Here is a 23,799-nt window from a genome sequence, read left to right on the forward strand (position 1 = left end):
TCCTTAGGTTTCGCTAGGGTGCAATAATCGGCTGCGCGTTCAAGGCGCTGGGTTTCGGAGTGGTGCCTTCGAACACCGAGCCTTCCTCAAACCAGCTGCGCGGTGCCGGGGCACCCCATAGGGTCTGACGCTGCGGGTCGGTGAGCGACCATTTGATCGGCTCCAGATCCGGGTCGACGGTCTGGTAATCGGAGCAATAGATCTCGATCCGGTGGCCGTCCGGGTCGCGCACATACAGGAAGAAGGCATTGGAGATGCCGTGGCGGCCGGGGCCGCGCTCGATGTTGTCGACATAGCCAGTCGTCGACATCAGGTCCAAGAGGTCAATAATATTCAAGGGGTTCGGCACCCAGAAGGCGGTGTGGTGCAGGCGCGGGCCAAGCCCGTTGGTGAAGGCCACGTCATGCACGCCCCCCTTGCGGTGCATCCAGGCCGCCCAGACCTTGCCGCTCTCGTCATCCTCGGTGAACTCGGTGGTCCGGAAACCCATCTCGTTATAGAAGGCAACCGCGCCGTCCACATCTGCGCTGAACATGTTGAAATGGTCGATGCGCAGCGGTTTTACCCCGTTATAGAGCCTGTATTCCTGGTGGATCGGCGCCAGCCGGTCCATCTTGACATAGAACTCCAGCGGGATGCCCCAGGGGTCGCGGGTGCGCAAAGTGCGGCCTATGTGCGGGCGCTCTACCCATTCCACCGGCAGGTCCTTGGAGGCGAAGAACTCGGCGGCCTTGTCCAGGTCGGGCTCGTCATAGAGCTTGAAGCCCAGTACCCCGACCGAGGCCGTGTCCGCCTGTACCAGCACGATGCAGTGGTGGCCGCGTTCCTCCATCGCGCGCAAGTAAATGCGGCTGTCGTCCTCATGCGTCACCTGCAGGCCGAGCGTATCCACATAGAAGGCGCGGGAGGCGGCGAGGTCGGTCACGGCGTATTCAACGTGGCTGAGCCGCACGATGTTGAAGGGCGGATAGAGGTTCGGGGCGGGGACGGGCATTCGGGGGTCTCCTTTTACTGAACCGGGAAGATCACGTTGGTCTGACCGGTGCCGGAACTGGGAAAATACTCTGTGATCACTTCGCATGGGGCGGTGTAGCTGTCCCAGCCAAGCGCGCCGTAGAGCATGGCGGTGTCGTGCATGGAGCCTTCGCCGCAGCAGAACTCTGCGTATTCGCCGAGCATTTTCAGGAAGGTGGCGTGGTCGCCCTTCTGCCACAGCTCAAGCACCCGCAGGTCCATCTGGCGGTTGAACTCGGAGCTGATGGTGAAGGTGCCGTTGTTGGCGGCATAGTCCTTGTTCGCCCAGATCTTGTGGCTGAGCGAACCGGAGGCGACCAGCAGCACCCTGCTGTCCGAGGCCTCGACCGCCGCGCGGATGGCCTCGCCGATAACCCGGCTTTCGTCGTGATCGTGGACGGTGCACCAGGCGGCGACGGAGACCACCTTGAAATCGCCTTTGCGGCTCATGAAACGCATCGGGACCAGGGTGCCGTATTCCAGTTCCAGCGAGTCGAGCTGGTGCGACAGGGTGTAGACGCCCTTGTCCGAGGCCGCCGCTGCGATGGCATCGCCCAGTGCGGGGTTGCCTTCGTATTCATAGGGCAGGTTCTGGATGAACTGCGGGAATTCGTTGGAGGTGAACAGCCCCTTGAACCGGCTGTTGGCGTTGATGTGGTAGCCCGCGTTAATTACCCAGTGGGTGTCGCAGATCACGATGGTATCGGCACCGAGCGCCTTGGCGCGGCGGGCGATTTCCCGGTGGCCGTCGATTGCGGGTTTGCGGGCGCCCTCCAGCCGGCCGGGCTGTTCCGACATCAGCATGGTGGGCACGTGGGTGCATTTGGCGGCGAGAACGATTTCTCCCATGGTCTTCTCCTCAAAGACTGGTTGCGCGTTTCCTTGAGGTCAGGCGCCGAGGCGCGGGATCTTGTGCTGGCCCAGGGCAAAGCCGACGTGTTTCTGTTCCATGTAGAACTCGAAAGACCAGTCGCCGCCGTCGCGGCCGATGCCGCTGGCCTTGACGCCGCCAAAGGGGGTGGGCAGGTGGCGGACGTTTTCCGAGTTCACCCAGATCATGCCGGCCTCCAGCGCGTTTGTGAACCGCAGGGCGCGGGTGAGGTTGTTGGTCCAGACATAGCCTGTGAGGCCGTATTGCGTGTCATTGGCCAGTGTCAGGGCCTCATCCTCGTCTTTGAAACGGATCGCGGTGAGGACCGGGCCGAAGATTTCCTCCTGCGCGATGGTCATGTCGTTGGTGGCATTTGTGAAAAGGGTCGGGCGGACGAACCAGCCCTGATCGCCGGCGCGGGTGCCGCCGGCGGCGATGGTGGCGCCGTCCTGTTTGGCGGTCTCGAAGTAGGAGGTGACCTTGTCGAAATGCACCTTGTGGATCAGCGGGCCGACTTCGGTGGCCGGGTCCAGCGGGTGGCCGACCTTGATGTTGTTCACGCGCTCAATCAGCTTGGCTTCGAATTCCCCCGCGATGCTCTCCTGCACCAAGAGGCGCGAGGAGGAGGTGCAGCGCTCGCCATTGAGCGAATAGATCATGAAGATCGCGGCATCGAGCGCGCGGTCCAGGTCGGCGTCGTCAAACACCACCACCGGGTTCTTACCGCCCAGTTCGAAGTGCACGCGCTTCAGGGTGTCGGCGCCCTGTTTCATGATCATCGAGCCGGTCTTGCTCTCGCCGACAAAGGCAATGGCCTTGATGTCCGGGTGTTCGGTGAGGGCTTTGCCTGCGTCCTCGCCAAAGCCGTTCACGAGGTTCCAGACGCCCTGCGGAAGGCCCGCCTCGTGGGCGATCTCGGCCAGGATGCGGGCGGTGAGGGGGGAGAACTCGGCCGGTTTGTGGACCACGGTGCAGCCGGCGGCCAGCGCGGGTGCGATTTTCCAAGTGGACAGCATGAAGGGCGTGTTCCAGGGGGTGATGACGCCGACCGGGCCGATCGGGACCCGGGTGGTCAAATTCATCAGCGTCGGCGATTGCAGCTGCTGGCCGTCGCGGGCGGAGGTGGCCTTGTCCGCAAAAAAGCGGAAGTTCTCGGCGCCGCGCAGGGCCGCCTTGGACATGAAGCGCAGGGCTTGGCCGGTGTCCCAGCATTCGCAAAGCGCGATTTCCTCGGCGCGTTCGACGATCAGGTCGGCAATGCGGTGCAGGATCTTCTTACGCTCCAGCGCAGGCATGTCGCGCCAGGCGGGGAAGGCGGCCTTGGCGGCGGCAGCCGCGGCGTCGATGTCGTCGCTGCCGCCCTTGGCAACCGCGCAGATTATGCTTTCATCCACCGGTGACGATGTTTCAAAGGTGGCACCGGAGGCGGCTGGGCGGCTTTCGCCGCCGATCAGGTTCAGAATGCCTGTCTCGCGGAAACGGGTCAGGTGGCTGTTCAGCGTTTCGATGTTGGTGGTCAGATCGCTCATCACTGGTCCGCCTTTTGCATATGGTCGCGGATGGTGCCGCATTTCGGGGAAAGTTCCGGGTCGATGTCGCGCATCTCCAGCGACAGGGCGATAGAATGCTGCTGCATGGCCGGTTCAAGGAAGGTTTGCGCCGCGTCGAACACCGCCTGCGCGGCGCGTTTGCGGGTGTCCAGGTCGCGGCCCGCGCGCAGCCGGATGGAGATGTCGATATAGCCGTGCCGGTCATCGCCGTCGGCAATCGAGACATGATTTGCCGCAAAGGCGCGCACCCGGATGCCTGCCAAGGGGAACGCGCCGGTCGCTGCTGCGGCCTGCCGCAGGTGGCGGCACAGGGCGGCGATATCGGTGCGCGCCTCCATATTGGCCGAGTAGTCCAGCGTGATGTGCGGCATCTGCGTTACCTCTCCTGAATTACTTAACATGTTTAGCAATTGTGCGGCGATGAGTCAAGCGGAAGAAACCCAAGCGGCAATTGCGTTTAGCCGGAAGCGGGGTGATAATCGCGCATGACCAGGATGATGCCCTCCACCGACCGTTCGCTGCCCATTGCCCTTTTGAGGGCGCGGGAGCGCGTGATGGGTCCGATCCGTGCCCTGCTGAGCGGCGCGGGGCTGACCGAGCAGCAATGGCGCGTGCTGCGGGTGGTGCAGGAGAGCGGGCCGATTGATCCGACCCAGATTGCGGACAAGGCCTGCCTGCTGCTGCCCAGCCTGACGCGGATCCTGCAGAAGCTGGAGGAAAAGCAGCTGATCAGCCGGGAGCGCGATAAGCAAGACCGCCGCCGTCAGGTGGTGCGGATTTCCCCGGCTGGGGAGAAGATCATTGCCGACAACCTGGAAGCAAGCCTGGAGCTGATGGAGCAGACCCGCCGGAAGATGGGGGTGGAGCGCTATGAGGCGCTGCTGGATCTGCTGAACGAACTGGACCGGATCGAATTGTCCGAGTGAGTCGGATTTGCCGCATTTGGCGCGGATGGCTGGGTGCGTGACGCAAATGGGGCTGACCGCTCATTTCGGCGGAATACTGGGCGGACAGTATTTTTTGTATTTAAAATCAATATTTTGCCCTTGTGTTCCGTCCGCTGGGTTGTGGCGCGCAATGCTGCGTCTGCATTGGTGATTTCCTGCCTGTGACGCAAATGGCGCGGCTGATGTCCGAAATCCCCCTGTGAAATGACGCATTCCTAAACGATTCTGCCGGGGACAGTTGATGAGGACATCATGCGGTACTCCGGCCTGAAAGTGATCAAGGAGGCCCTGACGGGCCACAAGGGATGGCGCCCGACCTGGCGCGATCCGGAACCCAAGAAAAGCTACGATGTGGTGATCATCGGTGGCGGCGGGCACGGGCTGGCGACAGCCTATTACCTGGCCAAAAACCATGGCATCACCAATGTCGCGGTTATCGAGAAGGGCTGGATCGGCGGCGGCAACGTGGGCCGCAACACCACTATCATCCGCTCCAACTACCTGCTGGACGGCAACGAGCCGTTTTATGAGCTGTCGCTGCAGCTGTGGGAAGGGCTGGAGCAGGATTTCAACTACAACGCCATGGTCAGCCAGCGCGGCATTCTGAACCTGGTGCATACGGACGCGCAGCGCGACGCAGCGCGGCGCCGGGGCAATGCGATGATCCTGAACGGCTCCGACGCGGAGCTGCTGGATACCGATGGCGTGCGGGCGATGTACCCGTTCCTGAATTTCAACGATGCACGCTTCCCGATCAAGGGCGGGCTCTTGCACCGCCGCGGCGGGACCGTGCGCCATGATGCGGTGGCCTGGGGCTATGCCCGCGGCGCCGACCTGCGCGGGGTGGACATCATCCAGAACTGTGAGGTCACCGGATTCAAGATTGAGAACGGCAAATGCCTGGGTGTGGAAACCACCAAGGGCTTCATCGGCGCCAACAAGGTGGCGAGCTGCGTTGCCGGGTCGTCGAGCCGGGTGATGGAGAAGGCGGGGATGCGCCTGCCGATCGAAAGCCATGTGCTGCAGGCCTTTGTCTCCGAGGGTCTGAAGCCGGTGCTGGACGGGGTCATCACCTTTGGCGCGGGCCATTTCTATTGCAGCCAATCGGACAAGGGCGGGCTGGTCTTTGGCGGCGATCTGGACATGTACAACTCCTACGCGCAGCGCGGCAACCTGCCGGTGGTCGAGGATGTGATGGAAGGCGGAATGGCGCTGATCCCGGCGCTGGGCCGGGTGCGGATGCTGCGCAGCTGGGGCGGTATCATGGATATGTCGATGGACGGCTCCCCCTTCATCGACAAGACCCATATTGACGGCCTCTATTTCAACGGCGGCTGGTGCTACGGCGGGTTCAAGGCGACCCCGGCCTCGGGCTGGTGTTATGCGCATCTGCTGGCAACGGACACGCCGCATAAGGTGGCCACGGCCTACCGGCTCGACCGGTTCCGCCGCGGCTGCATGATCGACGAAAAGGGCCAGGGCGCCCAGCCGAATCTGCACTGAGGAAAGGACAGAAGCGATGATTATCAACCATCCGATCCTCGGGCCGCGGGATTTCCAGGAGTTCACCTACCTGGGTGATGCCAGCCTGATCGACCGGCCGGACTGGCAGGCTGACAATGCGGCGGATCAGTTCCACGACTACCTGTACCTGCGCGACAACCCGGCAGGCGAGCACCGTGAGCTGTGGTTCCATGAGCAGGGCGACCGGTCTTGGCTGGTGGTGACCCGCAACACCGTGACCCATGAAATCCTGAATGTCGAACTGGCCCGTGATGTGGCCCGGGCAAGGGGGCGCAGCAAATGACTGACGCAGTGATGAATGCCGGCCGCGTGGCCTTTCAGGCCGATGGCAGCACCGGCGCCCGCAAAGGGGTGCAGGTCAACCGCCTGGACGGGGGGCTGATCAAGGGCGGCAAGCCGCTGAATTTCACCTTTGATGGCAAGCGCTTCAAAGGGTTCGAGGGCGACACATTGGCCTCTGCCCTGCTGGCCAACGGCGTGCGGCTGATGGGCCGCTCGTTCAAGTACCACCGTCCGCGGGGCGTGCTGACTTCGGGTTCCGAGGAGCCCAACGCGCTGGTCGAGCTGCGCAGCGGCGGGCGGCAGGAGCCGAATACCCGCGCCACCGTGGCGGAGCTGTATGATGGGCTGGAGGCGAATTCGCAGAACCGCTGGCCGTCGCTGCAGCATGACTTCATGGCGATCAACGACCGGTTCTCGAACTTCCTGACCGCGGGTTTCTATTACAAGACCTTCATGTGGCCGGCTGCGTTCTGGGAGAAACTGTACGAGCCGATCATCCGCAAGGCGGCGGGTCTGGGCAGCATCAGTTTCGAGGCTGACCCGGATGCCTATGACAAGGGCTTCCTGCATTGCGATCTCTTGGTGATCGGGGCTGGCCCCACCGGCCTGATGGCAGCGCTGACTGCGGGCCGGGCTGGTGCGCAAGTGATCATTGCCGATGAGGATTTCCTGCTGGGCGGGCGTCTGAATGCGGAAACCTTTGGTATCGGCGATCTGACCGGCGCGGCCTGGGTTGAGCAGGCGCAGGCGGAGCTGGCGTCGATGCCGAACGTGCGGGTGATGCCGCGCACCACGATCATCGGCGCCTTTGATCACGGTATCTATGGCGCGGTGGAACGGGTTTCCGACCACGTGCTGGCGCCGGAGGCGGGCAAGCCGCGGCAGATCCTGTGGCGGATCTATTCCAAGCGGGCGATGCTGGCGGCGGGCGCAACGGAACGTCCGATTGCGTTTGAGAACAACGATCGTCCCGGCGTGATGCTGGCCGGTGCCGTGCGTGCCTATGCCAACCGCTGGGCGGTGACGCCGGACCAGACGGTTGCGGTCTTCACCAACAACGACGACGGCCACCGTACCGCGGCGGACCTGATCGCCAAGGGTGTGAAGGTGACGGCGGTGATCGACACCCGCGCGGCCGCGCCCAAGGTCGAGGGGGCTGAGCTGTTTGCCGGTGCCCAGGTGGTCGACACCAAGGGCCGGCTGGGGCTGGAATGGGCGAGGGTGCGCCTTGCCAGCGGCACCACCCGAGACGTGCCCTGCGGTGCGCTGGCGGTCTCCGGCGGCTGGAACCCGAACGTGCATCTGACCTGCCATCAGCGCGGCCGTCCGGCATGGCGCGAGGATATTGCGGCCTTTGTCCCTGCTGGGGATCTGCCGCAGCACATGTCGGTTGCCGGTGCCGCCAATGGCGATTTCTCCACCGCTGCCGCATTGCGGGCCGGTGCCGAGGGAGCCGTGGCCGCGCTGTCGGAATTGGGGATTGAGGCGAAGATCTCTGATCTGCCGGAGGCCGAGGACGCGCCCATCAACGTGACCCCCTTCTGGTATGTGAAGGAAGGCAAGGGCCGCGCCTGGCTGGACCAGCAGAACGACGTCACCGTCAAGGACGTGAAACTGGCGCATCAGGAAAACTTCCGCTCTGTCGAGCACCTGAAGCGCTACACCACCCTTGGCATGGCGACGGATCAGGGCAAGACCTCCAACATGGGCGGCCTGGCGATCATGGCCGAACTGGCAGGCAAGCAGATCCCCGAGGTCGGCACCACCATGTTCCGCCCGCCTTATACGCCGGTCTCCTTTGGCGTGATGGCAGGCCGCTCGGTGGGCGAGGACTTCCGCCCCACCCGCAAGACCCCCAGCCACAAGTGGGCTGAGGAGCAGGGCGCGGTGTTTGTCGAGGTCGGCCAGTGGCTGCGGGCGCAGTGGTTCCCCAGGGCGGGCGAAACCCATTGGCGCCAGTCGGTGGACCGCGAGGTGCTGCAGACCCGCAATTCAGTCGGTATCTGCGATGTGACCACGCTGGGCAAGATCGACGTGCAGGGCAAGGATGCCGCCGAGTTCCTGAACAAGATGTATGCCAATGCCTTTGCCAAGCTGCCGGTGGGCAAGGTCCGCTACGGGCTGATGCTGCGCGAGGATGGCATTGCCTATGACGACGGCACCGCGGCGCGCTTTGCCGAGGATCATTTCGTGGTGACCACCACCACCGCCAACGCAGTTCTGGTCTACCGCAACATGGAATTTGCGCGCCAGTGCCTGTTCCCTGACATGGATGTGCAGCTGATCTCGACCACCGAGGCCTGGGCACAGTTCGCGGTGGCGGGTCCGAATGCCCGCAAGCTGCTGCAGAAGGTCGTGGATCCTGAATTCGACATCTCGAACGAGGCGTTCCCCTTTATGGGCTGCGGTGAGATCACCGTGGCGGGCGGCTGCCGGGCGCGGCTGTTCCGGATCTCCTTCTCGGGCGAGCTGGCCTATGAGATCGCGGTGCCGACACGTTACGGGGATGCGATGATCCGCAAGCTGATGGAAGCGGGCGAGGAGTTCGGCGCTGTTCCTTACGGCACCGAGGCGCTGGGCGTCATGCGGATCGAGAAGGGCCATGCGGCAGGCAATGAGCTGAACGGCACCACCTCGGCGCTGAACCTTGGCATGGGCGGTATGGTCAGCAAGAAGAAGGACTGTATCGGCAACACCCTGAGCGAACGCGAAGGCATGAACCGGGAGGATGCGCTGAAGCTGGTGGGCTTCAAGCCGGTGAATGCCGCTGATCCGGTGCAGGCCGGGGCGCATCTGATGAACGCCTCGGGCGAGGTCAGCGCGGCCACCGATCAGGGCTACATCACCTCAGCGGCCTATTCGCCGGTGCTGGGCTGTTCGATCGGGATCGGTTTCCTGAAGCGCGGCGACAGCCGCAAGGGTGAGGTGATCCGCGCGGTCAACCCGCTCGAAGGCCGCGAAATCCAGGTCGAAGTTGTCAGCGCGCATTTTGTGGATCCGGAAGGGGAGCGTCTCCGTGGGTAAGTTTGATAATCATGGGCTCAAAGCCATTTCGCCGCTGGGCGGGCATGAGCCGCGGGCGGACACCTTTACCGGGCTGCTGATCCGCGAGGTGACGGACCGGGCGCTGGCCTCCTTGGCGGCGCGGCAGGGGCAGGCGGAGGCGGTGAAATCTACGGCTGCGTCTTACCTGGGCGGTTCCCTGCCGGAACCTGCCAGTTGGAATGCAAACGGTGTTTTCGCCGCTTGGTGGATGGGGCCGGACCTGTGGATGGTTTCTGCCCCGCATGACAGCCACGAGCTGATGGCGGCGGATCTGAAGCAAGCTGTAGGCGACGCGGGTTCCGTGGTGGAGCAGACCGACGGCTGGTGCCGCTTCGACATGGAGGGCCCGCGTTGTTTTGACGTGCTGGAGCGGTTGTGCAACGCCAATGTCCGTTCAGGCAAGGCAGGTGATGCGACCCGAACCTCGATGGAGCATCTGGGCGTGTTCCTGCTGTGCCAGACGCCCGGGCAGGGTTATTCGATCGTCGGCCCGAGGTCCTCGGCAGCATCGCTGCATCACGCGCTGGTGGCGGCTGCGAAGTCTGTGATCTGAAAAAGAAAAAGGCCGGTGGTTCCAAAGAAATCCACCGGCCTTTTTGTGTCTGGTCTTTCCTGCCTGGGAGGGTCAGGCCGAAGGGATCGGCCGGTTGTCCTGAACCCTAAACAGGTTCACCTTGCGGCGTTCCTCCTGCGGGGTGACGCCGAAGCTTTCGCGGTAGTGCTGCGACAGGGTGGAGGAGGTGGCGTAGCCCACCGCATTGGCGATCGAAGTGATCGAGTCGCGCGAATACATCACCAGCTGGCGGGCCGCATTCATCCGCAGGGTGCGGTAATAGATCGCCGGGCTCTGGCCGGTGGCGGCCTTGAAGCTGCGTTCCAGCTGGCGCGGCGAAACGCCGATTTCGCTGGCGGCATCGCGGATCGACACCGGGTGCTCCAGGTTGTCGGCAAACAGCTCGACTGCCTTGGCAACCGGCGGCGGCAGGCTGTCGGCGGTGCTGTCGGTCTTGAAGGCGGGGATTTTCTGGCGCACGCCCTCGGCCCGGACCATCGGGTGCTGGAACCAGCAGGCGACCTCTGTCATCACGGCGTCGCCCATGGCGCGCTCGATCAGTTTCAGCGACAGGTCGAACATCGCCGCGGCGCCGCTGGCGGTGAACCGGCGGCGGTCCAGCACGATCACGTCGTCGACGGTGGCGAGGGACGGGAATTCGGCGGTGAAGGCCGCCTTGTAGCACCAGTGCACTGAGCAACTGTGACCGTCGAGCAGGCCGGAGCGGGCCAGCGGGAACACCCCGCCGGAAACCGCGCCCATGGTGGTTCCGTGCCGGGCCAGGTGGCGCAGCTTGCCGTTGGAGGCCTTGGGGTCCTCGAATTTGCCCTGCGGGCTGGACAGCAGGAACAGGGTGTCGACGCCATCGGCCTCGTCCAGGGCGCAGTCGGGCTGGAACGCCACATTGGCAGAAGCGTTCACGCTGCTGCCATTTTCGGACACCAGTTTCCATCGGAAGGTTTCAGAGCCGGCAATTTCATTTGCCGCACGCAGGGGTTCGATGGCCGAAGTCAGGCAGGCCATTGGAAAGCCGGGAAAAATCAGAAAGCCGAGTGTCATGGTGTTATCGCGCTGCATGAGGTGAATTATAGCTTGCGAAGAGAGATTCGCACAGCGGCGAAGGGGTGCCTGCGCCGTACAGGAAGGGGAAAACGGCGCAGGCGTATCTGCCGGGGACGAGTCCCTAGTTTTGCAGATATGCTTCCAGCGAGTCGTCCAGTGCGTCTTTCCACGGAGTGTGGTGCACGGGGGCCATGGTGCCGGTGATCACTGATTTGTAGGAGTTGTTGCGGAAGGCCATAATGTCCTGTGCCTTGTGGCCCTTCCATTCATAGAAGGCCTGGCAGGCGCCGGCCACGTCGAAGGTCGGGTAGTCGGTTTCCTCGATCAGTTCCAGCACATAGTCGCCCTGGTATTTGATCGCGTATTTGACGTCCGGCGAGGCTTCCTCGCGCGCTTCGCGCTCCTTGACGTCGGCCAGAAGGGCTGCCTTGTCCGAAGGGATCTCGATCTTGCCCATGATCGCGTCGCGGACCCACCAGGCCTGGGCGTCGAACATGTTGAAGGTGAACCACTGATCCTGCATGCCCAGATAGAACATCTTGGGGTTATGGGCATAGACCACGCCCTTGTAGAGGTCGGCGGTGGCCAGGCGATTGGCGGTCTTCAGGCGCAGGTCGTCCGGCAGGAAGCTGAAGAAGTGCTTGTAGCCGGTGCAGAGGATGATCGCGTCAACCTCCTTCCGGGTGCCGTCCACGAAGGTAGCGGTGTTGCCCTCGACGCTTTCCAGCGCAGGTTTTTCTTCCCAATTGTCCGGCCATTTGAAGCCCATCGGCGCCGAGCGGTAGGAGGTGGTGATCGACTTGGCGCCGTACTTCCAGCATTGGGAGCCGATGTCTTCGGCGGAGTAGGATGAACCGAGCAGCAGGATATCCTTGCCGGCGAATTCACGGGCATCGCGGAAGTCATGGGCATGCAGAACACGGCCGTTGAAGGTGTCGAAACCGGGGTAGAACGGCACATTCGGGGTCGAGAAGTGGCCCGAGGCGCAGATCACATGGTCGAAGTCTTCCTTGTAGGTGCTGTCCTTGGCGTGGTCATGCACGGTGACGGTGAAGTTGCCCTTGTCCTTGTTGTATTCGACCCAGCGGATCGGGGAATTAAAGCGGATCCACTTGCGCACGTCCGCCTTTTTCACCCGGCCCTCGATATAGTCGAACAGCACCGCGCGCGGCGGGTAGGAGGCGATCTGCTTGCCGAAATGCTCCTCGAACGAATAGTCGGCAAACTCCAGGCCCTCCTTGGGTCCGTTGGACCACAGATAGCGGTACATCGAGCAGTGCACCGGTTCGCCGTTTTCGTCCAGGCCGGTACGCCAAGTGTAGTTCCAGAGGCCGCCCCAGTCGTCCTGCTTTTCAAAGCAGACAATCTCCGGGATCTCCTCGCCCTTGTTGGCCGCCGACTGGAAGGCGCGCAGCTGGGCGAGGCCGGAGGGGCCGGCGCCGATAATGGCAATACGTTTCTTGGTCATCTGGTTCTCCCGTTGGTTCGGACCAATATTCTAATTTGGATCATTTGGTCTGGTCCAATTAGGTCCAAACTTGCACCAATAAGTCAACATTTTTTCACATGCGGAATGTTTTTGGGCGCAATTGGACTGGAAACACGTTGTTTTACTGGTAGGATTTCAATCATGAAGACGACCAGTTTTGTGCACCAGTTGACCGCCCGCGCGGCGCTGCCGCGGCTGTCCGTGGGGATGGCAGAATCAGTGAATATCGGATTCCTCGGCCCGCTTTCGGGCCCGGTGGAGAGCTGGGGACTGCCCGGATTGAACGGCTGCCGGATCTGGGAAGACGGGCTGAACAAGGCTGGCGGGGTGTTGATCGGAGGCCGCCGTTATCCGATCCGGATCCACTCTTACGATTGCGGCTACGATCCCGAACGCGCGCTGGAGGGTGCGGTTGAACTGGTTCAGCAGCACAACGTCAAGCTGATGCTGATGCTGGGCGGCGATACCTTCGCGCCGGTGCGCGACTTCCTGATGCGCAACAAGGTGCTGACCTCCACCCTGCTGCCCAGCGATCTGTCACCCGACACGCCCTATCTGATTGCGCCGAGCGAGGCGCATCCGATCCAGAACGTGACTGGTGTGGCCTGGCTGGCGGAAAACCGGCCGGAGCTTAAGACGGTTGCGCTGTGCAGCCAGTCAGACCTTTTGGGGCTGCCGGCGCAGGCGGTCTACCGGGCCGCGTTCAAGGCCGAGGGCAAGCATATCCTGCGCGAGGTGCAATATGATCCGGGCGCCAGCGATCCGGCGCCGGTGGTGGATCCGATGCTGGAAAGCGGGGCCGATATCCTGTGCTGGTGTTCATCCTACGCGCCGATGGTGCATGCGATGACAGAGTATGCCCATACCAAGGGCTTCAAGGGGCAGATCATCAGTTGCACCATGGACGGCTATGACCGGCTGGTGGAGCGGACGTCGCCGGAATTCATGGAAGGTGTGGTGTTCCAGTTCCCGGATTTCGACGATCCGATGCTGCGGGAGAAGGCGTTTTTCTTTAACCGGCCGCATGTGTTCTTCGAGGAGTACAACCGGCGTTTTCCCGGCAGCTGGTCTGCGGTGAGCTGGGAATATGTGGCGATCCTGGATATCTGGCACAGCGCGGTGGAGAAGGCGGGATCAGTTGCTCCGCCATCAGTGCTGGCAGCGATGAAACAGCTGGGCCATGTCACCCATGCTTTTGGTCACGCGGAATGGTGGGGCGAGGAAATATTCGGTATTTCCAACGCCTTGGTGGGGGATTGGCCGGTGGTGACGATCCAGGACGGCAAGGCGCGGATTGCGGATTTCAAGTCGATCCCCGCCTGGCTGGCGCAGCATTCCGGATTGCTGAAGGCGGAGATGGAGACGCTGGGGCAGCTGTGGCATCAGCGTCTGGAAAGCGATGCGCCGGGCAGTGAGGTCAGCTCGCGCGCGGTGGAGGGCTGAGCGGGTTCAGACCTCCTGCAGCAGCAGCTTCTGCTCGTCGATCAGGTGCAGCTTGATGAACTCGACCGCCGATTCCACATCGCGCGAGGCGATGGCATTGAACAGCGTGTTGTATCGCTTCTGGTAGTCCTGAATCCGCTGCGGCGTCAGGTGGCGGCGGCGCAGCGCAGTGCGGTAGGACAGGCGGCAGGCCTCGATCGTCAGTTCATAGCAGGAGTGCAGCAGCGGGTTGCCGGTGCCCTCGGCGATCTTGCGGTAGAGATCCTCTTCCGCATCGATGAATTCACCTGGGTCGGTGCGAACGGCCTCTACCCGGGACAGGATCTGATCCAGCTCCTCGATCTGGCGCGGTGTCATGTTGATCACAGCCAGGCGCACCATCTCCGGTTCCAGAATGCCGCGCACCACAAGGTGGTCGAGCGGCGAGACTTCGTTCGCCAGCGAGCTGTAGGAAGCAGCTGCGGGCTTGGGGTCGGAGCGGAATTTCACAAAGCTGCCGGAGCCGGCGCGGCGGTGGATCACGTTCTGGCTGGCCAGAACATCCAGCGCCTCCCGCACGGTGTTGCGGGCCACGCCCAGCTCGGAGGCCAGCGTGCGTTCCGAGGGCAGCCGCGTATCCACCGGGTAAGTCCCGGATTTGATCCGGGCAAACAGCGTGTCGATCACCACCTGCACGGTGGCGCCGACGGAGTGGGTGGTCAGGATCTGCGAGGTGGTGTCTTCCGCTGAGCTCATGATGTGTCTTTGTTCCGGGCTGTATGAGCGGGAAACCCTGCTCCTGAGTGCTGTTCGCTTGCTGCGCATGCCGTTGCGGGCGGCGGTGCGGCAGGTGTTTTTCACAGCGGTGGCTGGGGTTCAGATTAGCGGTTCCGGTGCGGGTCAGCAAGGATGCTCAAGCGAACTGGTCCTGTGCCGCGGTGTTTTCACGGGCAGGTGAAAACCGCCCTAGACCGCTGTATTTACGCCGTTTTGGGTTCTCATGCCGGTGCCTTGCGTTGGCAGGCTGCAGAATTGGTGCCTTTTTGGTTCCCAGGCGGCAGGTGCTGCGCGGGCTGGGTTTCCGTGGCGATGGCAGTATGTGCCCGCCAGCCCGGATGGCGCAGGATGGCGGCGCGGAAACGGGCCGCGATGCCGGATGCCGCACACCGGCTGGCGGGGCGCAGCGCAGAGGCAACAATTTTCTTTCCTGTGGCGGTAAGGGGTTGGGAAAAATGAGTAATGGCAGTAAAATAATATTCGCATCATTCCTTGCGCTTGGGAAAGTTTTTACATATCGGCTGCTGCGCGCTTGTCAGACGCCATCCATAAGGAAGATAACACAGTGGCTAAACTCAAAGACGATAGTGACGCAGTGGCAAATAACCTTTCCCAAGACCCGCACCGGGTCCGCGATGGTGCAGAAAAAGTTCTGGAAGTGGCGATCGGCCGCGAAGTGCGGTCGTTCCGGCGGCAGCAGGGGATCACGGTGGCGGATCTGGCCAATCTGACCGGGTTGTCGATCGGCATGCTGTCGAAGATCGAGAACGGCAACACCTCGCCGTCGCTGACCACACTACAGCTGCTGGCCCATGCGCTGAGCGTGCCGATCACGTCGTTTTTCCGCCGCTTCGAGGAAAGCCGCGAGGCGGTGCACACCAAGTCCGGCGAAGGCGCGGAAACCGAGCGTGCCGGTACGCGCGCAGGCCATCAGTACCAGCTTCTGGGGCACCTGGGCGCCAATGCGTCCGGTGTGATGGTGGAGCCTTACATGATCACTCTGACGGAGGAGTCGGATGTGTTCCCGACCTTCCAGCATGACGGAGTGGAAATGCTCTATATGCTGGAGGGCGAAGTGGACTACCGCCATGGCGACAAGGTGTTTCCGCTGAAGCCGGGGGACACGCTGTTTTTCGATGCGGATGCGCCGCACGGGCCGGAGGAGCTGGTCAAGCTGCCGGCCCGCTACCTGTCGATCATTTCCTACCCGCAATCGAGCTGACGCGCGGCGGCGGTGCTCCCGCCGGTTCCGTGGCATCAGAAGATGCCCCTCGCCGTTGGGCCAGGCGCCGCGCGATGCGCGGCGCTGTTGCGTTATGCTGCTGCCTTGCCGGTTGCCGCTCGCAGCGCGCAAGGCGCGCTGCCCGGTCCAACGCCGCACCGGGTGCAGGCGCAGCCTGCGGCTGGATGCGGGGGCGGGAGTGCGCCGTTTCCGAACCGCAGGCAAAAAAGAAACTGCCGGAGCCAGAGGCAGCGGCAGTCAGTGAAGCGGGCCCAAGTGACAGGGGTAGGGACGGCCCGCAAGTCCGCTCGGGATCAGTCGTCGTCGGGCCAGATGCCGTCTGAGGTCGGGGTGCCGTCGTCAAACTGCGACAGCCATTCCACCATCAGCGGGCGGTTGTCGATGAAGCCCTTGTAGGTCGCCAGCTCCTCCGGCAGGTCGCGGATCACCCGGTGGAGGCGGCGCGCCCATTTAGGCACTGTTACCAGATCGTTGAAGCTGATCAGGTAGCAGCGGATCGGGAACACCAGCGCGTTGGAGCGCGGCAGGCGGAAGAAGGTCTGCAGTTCGACCCGCAGGTGCTGTTTCTCGCCGATGTTCTCCATCGCCAGCCCCTGCTTCATCACGCCCCATTTGTGGTAGTTCTCGGGGCTGGTGTCGAGCAGCGGATTGACCGTCATGGTCCAGTTCAGGCGGCGGGCTGGCTGGCCCTGCTGGATGTTCAGAAGGAACTTCAGCGCGCGCACGAAGATGCCCATCTCATGCGCCTTCGGCACCGGCGCGTGCCATTCGAAGAAGTTCATGCCGATGTCGAAGTCCAGCGACCAGTCGGCCTGGGTGGTGACCATGCCGGCGTCCATCCACAGGTTGTCGTCGCGCTGGTCGAGCACCGCAAAGTCGCCCTGGGTCTGGCGGGTGATGTATTCCATCGGCCCGTAGGGCAGTGTGCTTTCATCAAGGAAGGTGAAGGTGTCGTCGATGCCCAGCGGCTTGTTGATCCAGCGCCAGCGGTTGCCGTCCTTGTGCAGTTCGAACAGGTCCGGGTATTCGGCTGCCTTGGCCTCCATGATCAGTTCGACCAGGTCCCAGCCCGCCAGCGTCATATGCGGCAGCGACTGGCAGCGCAGCGGGTCATTGGCCAGCACCCGGGCGCGGTCCTTCATCTCAGAGACGTAGTGCTCGTCCACGTCAAAGGTGCGTTCGAACACCGAGCCGGGGCGGTAGGATTTATGCGGCTCCATGTTGACTGAGTACATGTAGCTGTCTTCGTGGAACGGGAAGGGGAAGCGTTTGATTGCCCAGTCCGAGTTCTTGAAGGTGAAGTCGCCGTAGAAGGTTTCGTCGTTGAATTGAATGGTCATCTCTCTCTTCCTCAGCGGTCCAGAACCAGTGTCTTGCCTTCAAAGCGCGACACGCAGGGCATGATGTGTTTGCCGCCGGCCTTTTGCTCGTCGGTCAGCCAGTGGTCGTAGTGCAGGAACTTGCCGTCGTAGCCGATGACATTGGTTTCGCACTGGCCGCAGGCGCCGCCGCGGCAGAGGTAGGGAGCGTCGATGCCGGCCGCTTCCAGCGCTTCCAGCAGCGATTGATGCTCGCCGACCTGGACGACCTTGTTGGAGACCGCGCATTTGACCTCGAAGGGCTTGCCGGAGGCGGGTGCCAGGAATTCCTCGGAATGCACTGCCTCGCGCGGCCAGCCCATGTCTTCGGCAGTGGAATGCACCCAGTTGATCATGCCCTTGGGGCCGCAGACATAGATATGGGTGCCCAGCGGCTGGTTGGCGAGCAGAGTCTTGAGGTCGATCGCTTCTTTCTGGTCGTCGTGATAGATGTGCACCTTGCCCGGGTAGCGCTCAGCCAGTTCCTTGGCGTAGGTGCCGAGCGAGGCGGTGCGGACCGAATAATGCAGCTCGAAGTTGCCGCCCATCATCGACAGCTGGTGCATCTGGGCCATGAAGGGGGTGATACCGATGCCGCCGGCCAGCATCAGGTGTTTCTTCGCGCGCAGGTCCAGCGAGAACAGGTTCACCGGGTTGGAGATCACCATCTCCATGCCCTCTTTGACCTTGCTGTGCATGAACTTGGAGCCGCCGCGGCCCTGATCGTCGCGCCGCACTGAGATCGTATAGGCGCCGCGGTCGGCCGGGTTTGACATCAGCGAGTAAGCATTGAGCCGGGTGATATCGCCGTCCTGCATTTCCACGACGGTATGGGCGCCGCCCGAGAAGGTGGGCAGGTCGCCGCCGCCGGTGCGGACGAACTTGAAACGGGTGACCAGGTCGTTGATCGGTTTGACCTCGGCCACGGTGACATTCAGTTTTGCGGTGCCAGCACTCATTTGAACAGCTCCACTTTCTCGGGGATGTTGCCCGGATCCTCGGCGTCCACCCGCACGCCCTGGAAGGCCGCGAGGCGGCGCGAGTAGTGATCGCGCACGAACAGGCTCAGGCCGCAGTGGCTGCACTCAAACGGGTCGGTGGTGACGTCTTCGGTGATTCCCTTGCAGTGCACGCATTGCATGCGCCGCGCGGTGGAGCCGCGGTGTTCGGTCTGGATCGCGGTGTGCGGGATGCCGGCGGCTGTGGCCTCGGCCATGGCCTGGCCCATCAGGCTTTCAGTGCCCGAGAGGTACACCTGTGTGCCCATGTGGCAGTCCTGCAAGGCGCGGCGGATGCGGCCCTGGGCGGCCTCATAGGAGGGGCCCGCGTAGTACTGGCTCGCACCCAGTTCCTCCAGCTGGCCGCTGAATTTGGTGCCGGTCTTCTTGGGGATGTAGATGATATGGGCCTTGGCCCAAAAGCCCGTGTCCACGGATTTAGCCAGATCAAGGATTGCCTCGGCGCCTTCGGCGTCGGCAATCATCAGATGGCCGCTGCCGGAGCGGGCCTCAAGCTCGCCGTAAACCGGGCGGCTGGTGATGGAGGGGGGGAATTCGGTCTTAGACATGTGGGTCGCTTTTCCTGCAGTCCGGGTGAACGAAAGCGGGCGCCCCCGAACGGGGACGCCCGGGATCCGGATCAGCCCTTTGCGGTGCGGATCGATTTGTCCTTGTCGTAGAAGGGCATCTCTTCGGCGGTGGCGGCAATCTCTGTGCCGTCGCCGTTGCGGACGGTCAGCTTGGTGCCCGGCTTGGCGCAGGCGACCGGCATCCGGGCGATGCCCACGTTGTGGTTGTTCACCTCGGAGTACATGCCGTAGGTGACCACGCCGACCTTTTCACCGTTCTGCAAGAGGTCCGCACCTTCGTCCGCGGGGGTCTTGCCCTCCAGCATGACGCCGTAGATCTTGAAGCGTTCCTTGCCTTCGGCAGCATAGTGGTTCTCGGCACCGATGAAGCCGGTCTTGCCGGGGGAAACGGTGAATTCGAGGCCCAGTTCCCACAGCGTGTCGCCGCAGGGCTCATCGTCGAACGGGTAGGTCTCGGAGTTGTCGCCCGGATAGAACAGCAGGTAGCTTTCGGTGCGCAGCAGGTCGAGGGTGGAGAATTGCACCGGTACGATGCCCAGGCCCGCGCCCTTGTCCAGGATGCTGTCCCAGAGGTGCACCGCGTCTTTGGCCTGGCAGAAGATCTCATAGCCGCGCTCACCGGTGTAACCGGTGCGCGAGATCATCACCGGGCAGCCGAACAGTTTGGTCTGGATGATGCCGAAATAGGCCAGATCGCGGATGCCGGGCACATATTCGGCCAGGAAGTCCACGGCGACAGGGCCCTGCAGCGACATGTCGTGCAGGTTGTCGTCGAACACAACTGAACAATTCTTGCCGGCCGCAACGCTGCTGAGCTGTTCCATTCCGGTGCCGGTGCCGTGGACCACCATCCAGCTGTTCACCGACAGGCGGTAGATGATGCAGTCATCCACGAACTTGCCCTGTTCATTCAGGATCGAGGCATAGGTGGAGCGGCCCGGCATGATCTTTTCGACGTTGCGGGTGGTGACCCGGTCGATGACCTGGGCAGCGTGCTCGCCCACGACGTGGACTTTCTTGAGGCCGGACACGTCCATGAGGCCCGCCTTGGTGCGGACCGCCTCATAGTCGGCCTTGGCGCGCTCGGGGGTGTGGTCATAGAACCAGGCGGTTCCCATGCCATTCCAATCTTCCAGCTCGCCGCCGATTTCCTTGTGGCGCTGGGCCAGTGCTGAAGTCCGCCAGATGATGGCCATTGTTTGCGTCTCCCTATTGGTGCGGACCAAAACTCTTGATTTGGTTCCTTTGGTCCGGTCCAGTTAGCCAAGGGAGGAGGGTTCATGTCAACGATTATTCCTAACAGGAAAAAGATTTCTCTTAAAAGGCGGTTTTTGAACGTGTTTGCGGCATGAATTGGCCTGAAACGGTCTTTTTGGTCTTCGGCTTTGGGTTGCGGCGGGCCTTTGGCGGCCCGCTGAGAGTGAGAATCGCTGTGCGGCTGCGCCGGAGATTCGCGTGATTCCGTCGCAAATTGGCGATGCGCCCTTGGATTGGATGGCCCTGCCTTCCGCAGTGTCCTGCCGGAAACTGTTGCGCCGCGGCAGATGTTTAGCCCTTGAAAGTCCAAGGCTTAGGGGTCGCATCGGGAGTGGCAAGTGCCGTTTCTGGGTTGCGATGATTTCCCCAAAGGTAACAATTTTTCACATGATTATTGACAGCTCGCCCCCCTGAGACCCAATAATATAGGAAAATAATTTTCCCAAGAGGCAAAAAGCCCGGGATACTGCCAACAGGAGGGCAAAACATTGGATGGAAATCTGAACGCGTTAACGACGGTGTTCACCGAGTTCTATTACTGGGTGACCGTCGTCTTCATGTTCCTCATTCACGTGGGGTTCTGCATGTATGAGGTCGGCGCCAGCCGCCACCGCAACCACATGCACACACTGATGAAGAACATCATGATCATTCCGCTGGTCACGGTGACTTTCTTCTTCTTCGGCTGGTGGATCTACTGGTCCTTCCCGAACTTCCCGTTCTTCGGCGGGCTGAACCACGACGCAGGGGCGGCGAACCTGCCGTGGTCGGAAAACATGGGCACCAACCTGTCGGACCGGATCACCGGTGTGTTCTGGGCGGCGTTCCTGCTGTTTTCCTGGACCGCGGCCTCGATCGTGTCCGGTGCAGTCATTGAGCGGATCCGCTCTTCCGCTCTGTGGGTGCATGCGGTCATGATCGGCTCGGTGTTCTGGATCATCGACGCGGCCTGGGGCTGGCACGCCGAGGGCTGGATGGTCAAATACCTGGGCTATCACGATGCTTACGCGTCCGGCGTGATCCACGCGATTGCCGGCGGGTATGCGCTGGGCGTGATCATGGTGCTGGGCCCGCGTCTGGGCAAGTTTGCCGCCGATGGCACTCCGCGGGACATCCCGCCGCATAACCCCTGGATGCTGACCATCGGGATCTTCCTGATCTATTCTGGTTTCTGGGGTTTCTACGCAGCCTGCAACATCCCAGCGATTTCGCCCGAAGGCATCGGCGGTCTGCTGACCGGCGAGACCTGGACGGCCACCAATATCTACCTGGCGCCGACCTCGCTGTCCGCAATCACCTTCAACTTCCTGATGTCGCTGTCCGGCGGCCTGATGGCAGCCTATGTGGTGTCCAAGGGCGATGCGTTCTGGACTTTCTCCGGCGGTCTGGCGGGCATCATCACCGCCTCTGCGGGCAACGACCTGTACCACCCGATCCAGGCGATGCTGGTCGGCGCGGTTGGTGTCGTGATCGTCTACAAGCTGCACTACTGGGTCGAGCGCACCTTCAAGATCGACGATGCGGTTGGTGCGGTTGCGGTGCACGGCTACTCCGGCATCGTGGGCCTGATCATCGCGGGCTTCCTGCTGTGGGGCGCTCCGAGCTCGCCGTATGAGGGCTATGCCGCCGTCAACCCGGTCGGCCAGACCATCGGCGCGGTGATCATGTTCTTCGTGCTCGGTTTCCTGCCGGCCTTTGTGATCTCCAAGATGCAGGCCGCGGCCGGCGTGCTGCGGATCCCGGTGGAGGTTGAGCTGCAAGGTCTCGATTACGCCGAACACCATGCCTACGAAGATGCCAAGGCCGAAATCATCGCTGCCGACAAGGCTGCGCTGAACGGCGGCGGTGTTCCAGCTGAATAAGGAGAATTGAAATGTCTACGATCGGATACGACAGCTGGGCCGTGGACCTGGCGGAGGTTGGGGCGGTCTACCCGTTCCAGGGATCAGAAGGCCTGATGGTTGTCCTCGGGGTGATCTTCTGGATCGGCTGGCACAGGATCCAGTTTGTCCGCGAGGGTGCCCATCTGGAGAAGGCTAAGGAGATGGGTGACAAGGAGAAAATAAGCGCTCTGCTTGAAAAATACTGATGTGGATACCTGCAGGGGCGCGCCGGACTGGTGCGCCCCTGTTTCCTTCTGAGGAAAATAAGTTTCTTAAGAGTTGAACGAGTGAGCGCAAACTGCTAGCGTTGATTCGAGATGAAAAGCAGGAGGCACACCCATGTGCGGGATTGTCGGTCTTTTTCTGAAAGACAAATCACTAGAGCCAAAACTGGGCGATATGCTCACCGATATGCTCATCACTATGACGGACCGCGGTCCCGACAGTGCGGGCATTGCAATCTACGGATCCGAGGCGGGCGGGCGCACCAAGCTGACCGTTCAGTCGGACGCGCCTGAAGAGGCCTTTGACGGGCTGGACGGGGCCCTGGCCGAGGCGCTGAGCACCGATGTGTCGATCCGGGTGATCGATACCCACGCGGTGCTGGATGTGCCCGCGGGCAAGGGCGAGGAGGCCCGCGCTGCGCTGGCTGAGCTGCGCCCAGGCATGCGTGTCATGAGCGCGGGCGACACCATCGAGATCTACAAGGAAGTGGGTCTGCCCGAGAAAGTTGCCGAGCGTTTCAACGTGCGCGGCATGAGCGGCACCCATGGCATCGGCCACACCCGCATGGCCACCGAATCCGCCGTGACCACCGAGGGCGCGCACCCGTTCTCCACCGGCTCGGACCAATGCCTGGTGCACAACGGCTCGCTGTCGAACCACAACTCCCTGCGCCGCAAGCTGCAGCGTGACGGTGTGCGGATCGAAAGCCAGAACGACACCGAAGTGGGCGCGGCCTATCTGACCTGGAAGATGCAGCACGGCGCCACCCTTGGCGAAGCGCTGGAGGGCACGCTGGAGGACCTGGACGGTTTCTTCAACTTCGTCGTCGGCACCAAGGACGGCTTCGGCGTGGTCCGCGACCCGATCGCCTGCAAGCCGGCCGTGATGGCAGAGACCGACCAGTATGTGGCCTTCGGGTCCGAATACCGCGCGCTGGTGAACCTGCCGGGCATCGAAGACGCCCGCGTCTGGGAACCCGAACCCGCAACCGTTTACTTCTGGAACCACTAAGATGCAGACATATGATCTTGAAGCAAATGGCCTGCGCGGTCTGAACTCCACCCTGCAGGAACTGAACGGCAGCTCCAACAAGACTGCCTGGGAAATCGTCAACCCCAAGGGCAGCCATGCGATTGCCGTTGGCCTGAACTCGCCTGTCGACGTGACCGTCAAGGGGTCCACCGGTTACTATTGCGCCGGCATGAACCAGCAGGCGACGGTCCGGGTCGAGGGCTCGGTCGGGCCGGGTGTGGCGGAAAACATGATGTCCGGCACCGTGATCGTCGAGGGCGACGCCAGCCAGTACGCCGGGGCCACCGGCCATGGCGGCCTCCTGGTGATCAAAGGCAATGCCTCGTCGCGCTGCGGCATCTCGATGAAGGGCATCGACATCGTCGTGCACGGCAACATCGGCCACATGTGCGCCTTCATGGGCCAGGCCGGCAACCTGGTGGTGCTGGGCAATGCCGGCGATGCGCTGGGTGACAGCTGCTACGAGGCGCGCTTCTTTGTGCGCGGCTCGGTCAAGAGCCTGGGCGCGGACTGCATCGAGAAGGAAATGCGCCCCGAGCACATCGAGATCCTGAAGGATCTGCTGGCCCGTTCCGGCGCCGACGCCAAGCCGGAAGAGTTTAAGCGCTACGGCTCCGCCCGCAAGCTCTACAACTTCGACGTCGACAACGCGCAAGCGTACTAAGGACAGGGATCAA

Annotated in this window: 22 protein-coding genes; 11 read left to right on the forward strand and 11 right to left on the reverse strand. The window is 62.4% G+C overall.

Features of this window, described 5'->3' with window-relative positions:
• Nucleotides 1-13: 13 nt before the first annotated feature.
• The 4 genes from hpaD (A9D60_RS19190) to A9D60_RS19205 are packed head-to-tail and all read right to left on the reverse strand — an operon-like array spanning nucleotide 14 to nucleotide 3,806.
• Nucleotides 14-994 carry a 3,4-dihydroxyphenylacetate 2,3-dioxygenase gene (gene hpaD, locus A9D60_RS19190; RefSeq protein ID WP_065269072.1) on the reverse strand — a complete coding sequence of 327 codons (981 nt, stop codon included), beginning with the start codon at nucleotides 992-994 and terminating at the stop codon, nucleotides 14-16.
• 14 nt (nucleotides 995-1,008) lie between these two features.
• The gene (gene hpaD / locus A9D60_RS19195; RefSeq protein ID WP_065269073.1) at nucleotides 1,009-1,863 is read right to left on the reverse strand and encodes a 3,4-dihydroxyphenylacetate 2,3-dioxygenase; all 855 of its coding nucleotides are present in this window, start codon (nucleotides 1,861-1,863) and stop codon (nucleotides 1,009-1,011) included.
• 39 nt (nucleotides 1,864-1,902) lie between these two features.
• Nucleotides 1,903-3,414: a 5-carboxymethyl-2-hydroxymuconate semialdehyde dehydrogenase gene (gene hpaE, locus A9D60_RS19200; protein WP_065269074.1), complete on the reverse strand. Its 1,512-nt coding sequence runs from the start codon at nucleotides 3,412-3,414 to the stop codon at nucleotides 1,903-1,905.
• Nucleotides 3,414-3,806 (reverse strand): 5-carboxymethyl-2-hydroxymuconate Delta-isomerase, encoded by a 393-nt coding sequence (locus A9D60_RS19205; RefSeq protein ID WP_065269075.1) that lies wholly within the window; start codon nucleotides 3,804-3,806, stop codon nucleotides 3,414-3,416. The genes hpaE and A9D60_RS19205 overlap by 1 nt, the downstream gene beginning before the upstream one ends.
• A 114-nt stretch (nucleotides 3,807-3,920) precedes the next feature.
• Between A9D60_RS19205 and hpaR the strand changes: the two genes are divergently transcribed.
• From hpaR to A9D60_RS19230, 5 genes are all read left to right on the forward strand, one after another.
• Nucleotides 3,921-4,361 carry a homoprotocatechuate degradation operon regulator HpaR gene (gene hpaR / locus A9D60_RS19210; RefSeq protein WP_065269076.1) on the forward strand — a complete coding sequence of 147 codons (441 nt, stop codon included), beginning with the start codon at nucleotides 3,921-3,923 and terminating at the stop codon, nucleotides 4,359-4,361.
• Between the two features lie 273 nt (nucleotides 4,362-4,634).
• The gene (locus A9D60_RS19215) at nucleotides 4,635-5,885 is read left to right on the forward strand and encodes a sarcosine oxidase subunit beta family protein (protein WP_065269077.1); all 1,251 of its coding nucleotides are present in this window, start codon (nucleotides 4,635-4,637) and stop codon (nucleotides 5,883-5,885) included.
• Nucleotides 5,886-5,901: 16 nt separating this feature from the next.
• Nucleotides 5,902-6,189, forward strand: coding sequence for a sarcosine oxidase subunit delta (locus A9D60_RS19220; RefSeq protein WP_019294538.1), 288 nt, complete (start codon nucleotides 5,902-5,904; stop codon nucleotides 6,187-6,189).
• Between the two features lie 11 nt (nucleotides 6,190-6,200).
• On the forward strand, nucleotides 6,201-9,212 hold the full coding sequence (locus tag A9D60_RS19225) for a sarcosine oxidase subunit alpha family protein (protein ID WP_065269106.1): 3,012 nt from the start codon (nucleotides 6,201-6,203) through the stop codon (nucleotides 9,210-9,212).
• Nucleotides 9,205-9,786, forward strand: coding sequence for a sarcosine oxidase subunit gamma (locus A9D60_RS19230; protein WP_065269078.1), 582 nt, complete (start codon nucleotides 9,205-9,207; stop codon nucleotides 9,784-9,786). Before A9D60_RS19225 ends, A9D60_RS19230 begins: the two co-directional genes overlap by 8 nt.
• 72 nt (nucleotides 9,787-9,858) lie before the next feature.
• On the opposite strand, the gene A9D60_RS19235 is transcribed toward A9D60_RS19230, so the two are convergent.
• Nucleotides 9,859-10,863 (reverse strand): GlxA family transcriptional regulator, encoded by a 1,005-nt coding sequence (locus A9D60_RS19235; protein ID WP_065269079.1) that lies wholly within the window; start codon nucleotides 10,861-10,863, stop codon nucleotides 9,859-9,861.
• Between the two features lie 106 nt (nucleotides 10,864-10,969).
• A complete protein-coding gene (locus A9D60_RS19240) occupies nucleotides 10,970-12,316 on the reverse strand; it encodes an NAD(P)-binding domain-containing protein (RefSeq protein WP_065269080.1) in 1,347 nt (448 codons plus the stop codon).
• Between the two features lie 162 nt (nucleotides 12,317-12,478).
• On the opposite strand from A9D60_RS19240, the gene A9D60_RS19245 reads away from it, so the two are divergent.
• The gene (locus A9D60_RS19245; protein WP_065269081.1) at nucleotides 12,479-13,780 is read left to right on the forward strand and encodes an ABC transporter substrate-binding protein; all 1,302 of its coding nucleotides are present in this window, start codon (nucleotides 12,479-12,481) and stop codon (nucleotides 13,778-13,780) included.
• Between the two features lie 6 nt (nucleotides 13,781-13,786).
• Here A9D60_RS19245 and A9D60_RS19250 read toward each other — a convergent pair whose 3' ends face one another.
• Entirely contained in the window at nucleotides 13,787-14,515 is a 729-nt protein-coding gene (locus A9D60_RS19250) for a FadR/GntR family transcriptional regulator (RefSeq protein WP_065269082.1), read from the reverse strand.
• A 586-nt stretch (nucleotides 14,516-15,101) separates the two neighbouring features.
• Between A9D60_RS19250 and A9D60_RS19260 the strand changes: the two genes are divergently transcribed.
• Complete coding sequence (locus A9D60_RS19260) at nucleotides 15,102-15,758, forward strand: helix-turn-helix domain-containing protein (protein ID WP_065269107.1); 657 nt, start codon at nucleotides 15,102-15,104, stop codon at nucleotides 15,756-15,758.
• 314 nt (nucleotides 15,759-16,072) lie between these two features.
• On the opposite strand, the gene A9D60_RS19265 is transcribed toward A9D60_RS19260, so the two are convergent.
• The 4 genes from A9D60_RS19265 to A9D60_RS19280 all read right to left on the reverse strand — a co-directional run bounded on the left by A9D60_RS19265 (nucleotide 16,073) and on the right by A9D60_RS19280 (nucleotide 19,921).
• Complete coding sequence (locus A9D60_RS19265) at nucleotides 16,073-17,119, reverse strand: heme-dependent oxidative N-demethylase family protein (RefSeq protein WP_065269084.1); 1,047 nt, start codon at nucleotides 17,117-17,119, stop codon at nucleotides 16,073-16,075.
• Nucleotides 17,120-17,130: 11 nt separating this feature from the next.
• The gene (locus tag A9D60_RS19270; protein ID WP_065269085.1) at nucleotides 17,131-18,096 is read right to left on the reverse strand and encodes a PDR/VanB family oxidoreductase; all 966 of its coding nucleotides are present in this window, start codon (nucleotides 18,094-18,096) and stop codon (nucleotides 17,131-17,133) included.
• Complete coding sequence (locus tag A9D60_RS19275) at nucleotides 18,093-18,704, reverse strand: dimethylamine monooxygenase subunit DmmA family protein (protein ID WP_065269086.1); 612 nt, start codon at nucleotides 18,702-18,704, stop codon at nucleotides 18,093-18,095. Before A9D60_RS19275 ends, A9D60_RS19270 begins: the two co-directional genes overlap by 4 nt.
• 71 nt (nucleotides 18,705-18,775) lie before the next feature.
• Complete coding sequence (locus A9D60_RS19280; RefSeq protein ID WP_039191117.1) at nucleotides 18,776-19,921, reverse strand: aminomethyltransferase family protein; 1,146 nt, start codon at nucleotides 19,919-19,921, stop codon at nucleotides 18,776-18,778.
• Nucleotides 19,922-20,470: 549 nt separating this feature from the next.
• Here A9D60_RS19280 and A9D60_RS19285 point away from each other — a divergent pair.
• The 4 genes from A9D60_RS19285 (at nucleotide 20,471) to A9D60_RS19300 (ending at nucleotide 23,786) form a co-directional block, all read left to right on the forward strand.
• Nucleotides 20,471-21,844, forward strand: a complete 1,374-nt coding sequence (locus tag A9D60_RS19285; RefSeq protein ID WP_065269087.1) for an ammonium transporter — start codon at nucleotides 20,471-20,473, stop codon at nucleotides 21,842-21,844.
• A gap of 11 nt (nucleotides 21,845-21,855) precedes the next feature.
• The gene (locus A9D60_RS19290; protein WP_065269088.1) at nucleotides 21,856-22,071 is read left to right on the forward strand and encodes a hypothetical protein; all 216 of its coding nucleotides are present in this window, start codon (nucleotides 21,856-21,858) and stop codon (nucleotides 22,069-22,071) included.
• Nucleotides 22,072-22,204: 133 nt separating this feature from the next.
• Nucleotides 22,205-23,101, forward strand: a complete 897-nt coding sequence (locus A9D60_RS19295) for a class II glutamine amidotransferase (protein WP_065269089.1) — start codon at nucleotides 22,205-22,207, stop codon at nucleotides 23,099-23,101.
• Between the two features lies 1 nt (nucleotide 23,102).
• A complete protein-coding gene (locus tag A9D60_RS19300; RefSeq protein WP_065269090.1) occupies nucleotides 23,103-23,786 on the forward strand; it encodes a protein GlxC in 684 nt (227 codons plus the stop codon).
• Nucleotides 23,787-23,799: the final 13 nt, after the last annotated feature.

The organism is Leisingera sp. JC1, assembly GCF_001679925.1.
In the GTDB taxonomy this organism is placed as follows: domain Bacteria; phylum Pseudomonadota; class Alphaproteobacteria; order Rhodobacterales; family Rhodobacteraceae; genus Leisingera.

Excerpts from the sequence above, each read along its gene's own strand:
- hpaD (WP_065269072.1), bottom strand. The coding sequence starts at position 994 with ATGCCCGTCCCCGCCCCGAACCTCTATCCGCCCTTCAACATCGTGCGG.
- hpaD (WP_065269073.1), bottom strand. The coding sequence starts at position 1,863 with ATGGGAGAAATCGTTCTCGCCGCCAAATGCACCCACGTGCCCACCATG.
- hpaE (WP_065269074.1), bottom strand. The coding sequence starts at position 3,414 with ATGAGCGATCTGACCACCAACATCGAAACGCTGAACAGCCACCTGACC.
- A9D60_RS19205 (WP_065269075.1), bottom strand. The coding sequence starts at position 3,806 with ATGCCGCACATCACGCTGGACTACTCGGCCAATATGGAGGCGCGCACC.
- hpaR (WP_065269076.1), top strand. The coding sequence starts at position 3,921 with ATGACCAGGATGATGCCCTCCACCGACCGTTCGCTGCCCATTGCCCTT.
- A9D60_RS19215 (WP_065269077.1), top strand. The coding sequence starts at position 4,635 with ATGCGGTACTCCGGCCTGAAAGTGATCAAGGAGGCCCTGACGGGCCAC.
- A9D60_RS19220 (WP_019294538.1), top strand. The coding sequence starts at position 5,902 with ATGATTATCAACCATCCGATCCTCGGGCCGCGGGATTTCCAGGAGTTC.
- A9D60_RS19225 (WP_065269106.1), top strand. The coding sequence starts at position 6,201 with ATGAATGCCGGCCGCGTGGCCTTTCAGGCCGATGGCAGCACCGGCGCC.
- A9D60_RS19235 (WP_065269079.1), bottom strand. The coding sequence starts at position 10,863 with ATGCAGCGCGATAACACCATGACACTCGGCTTTCTGATTTTTCCCGGC.
- A9D60_RS19240 (WP_065269080.1), bottom strand. The coding sequence starts at position 12,316 with ATGACCAAGAAACGTATTGCCATTATCGGCGCCGGCCCCTCCGGCCTC.
- A9D60_RS19245 (WP_065269081.1), top strand. The coding sequence starts at position 12,479 with ATGAAGACGACCAGTTTTGTGCACCAGTTGACCGCCCGCGCGGCGCTG.
- A9D60_RS19250 (WP_065269082.1), bottom strand. The coding sequence starts at position 14,515 with ATGAGCTCAGCGGAAGACACCACCTCGCAGATCCTGACCACCCACTCC.
- A9D60_RS19265 (WP_065269084.1), bottom strand. The coding sequence starts at position 17,119 with ATGACCATTCAATTCAACGACGAAACCTTCTACGGCGACTTCACCTTC.
- A9D60_RS19270 (WP_065269085.1), bottom strand. The coding sequence starts at position 18,096 with ATGAGTGCTGGCACCGCAAAACTGAATGTCACCGTGGCCGAGGTCAAA.
- A9D60_RS19275 (WP_065269086.1), bottom strand. The coding sequence starts at position 18,704 with ATGTCTAAGACCGAATTCCCCCCCTCCATCACCAGCCGCCCGGTTTAC.
- A9D60_RS19280 (WP_039191117.1), bottom strand. The coding sequence starts at position 19,921 with ATGGCCATCATCTGGCGGACTTCAGCACTGGCCCAGCGCCACAAGGAA.
- A9D60_RS19290 (WP_065269088.1), top strand. The coding sequence starts at position 21,856 with ATGTCTACGATCGGATACGACAGCTGGGCCGTGGACCTGGCGGAGGTT.
- A9D60_RS19295 (WP_065269089.1), top strand. The coding sequence starts at position 22,205 with ATGTGCGGGATTGTCGGTCTTTTTCTGAAAGACAAATCACTAGAGCCA.
- A9D60_RS19300 (WP_065269090.1), top strand. The coding sequence starts at position 23,103 with ATGCAGACATATGATCTTGAAGCAAATGGCCTGCGCGGTCTGAACTCC.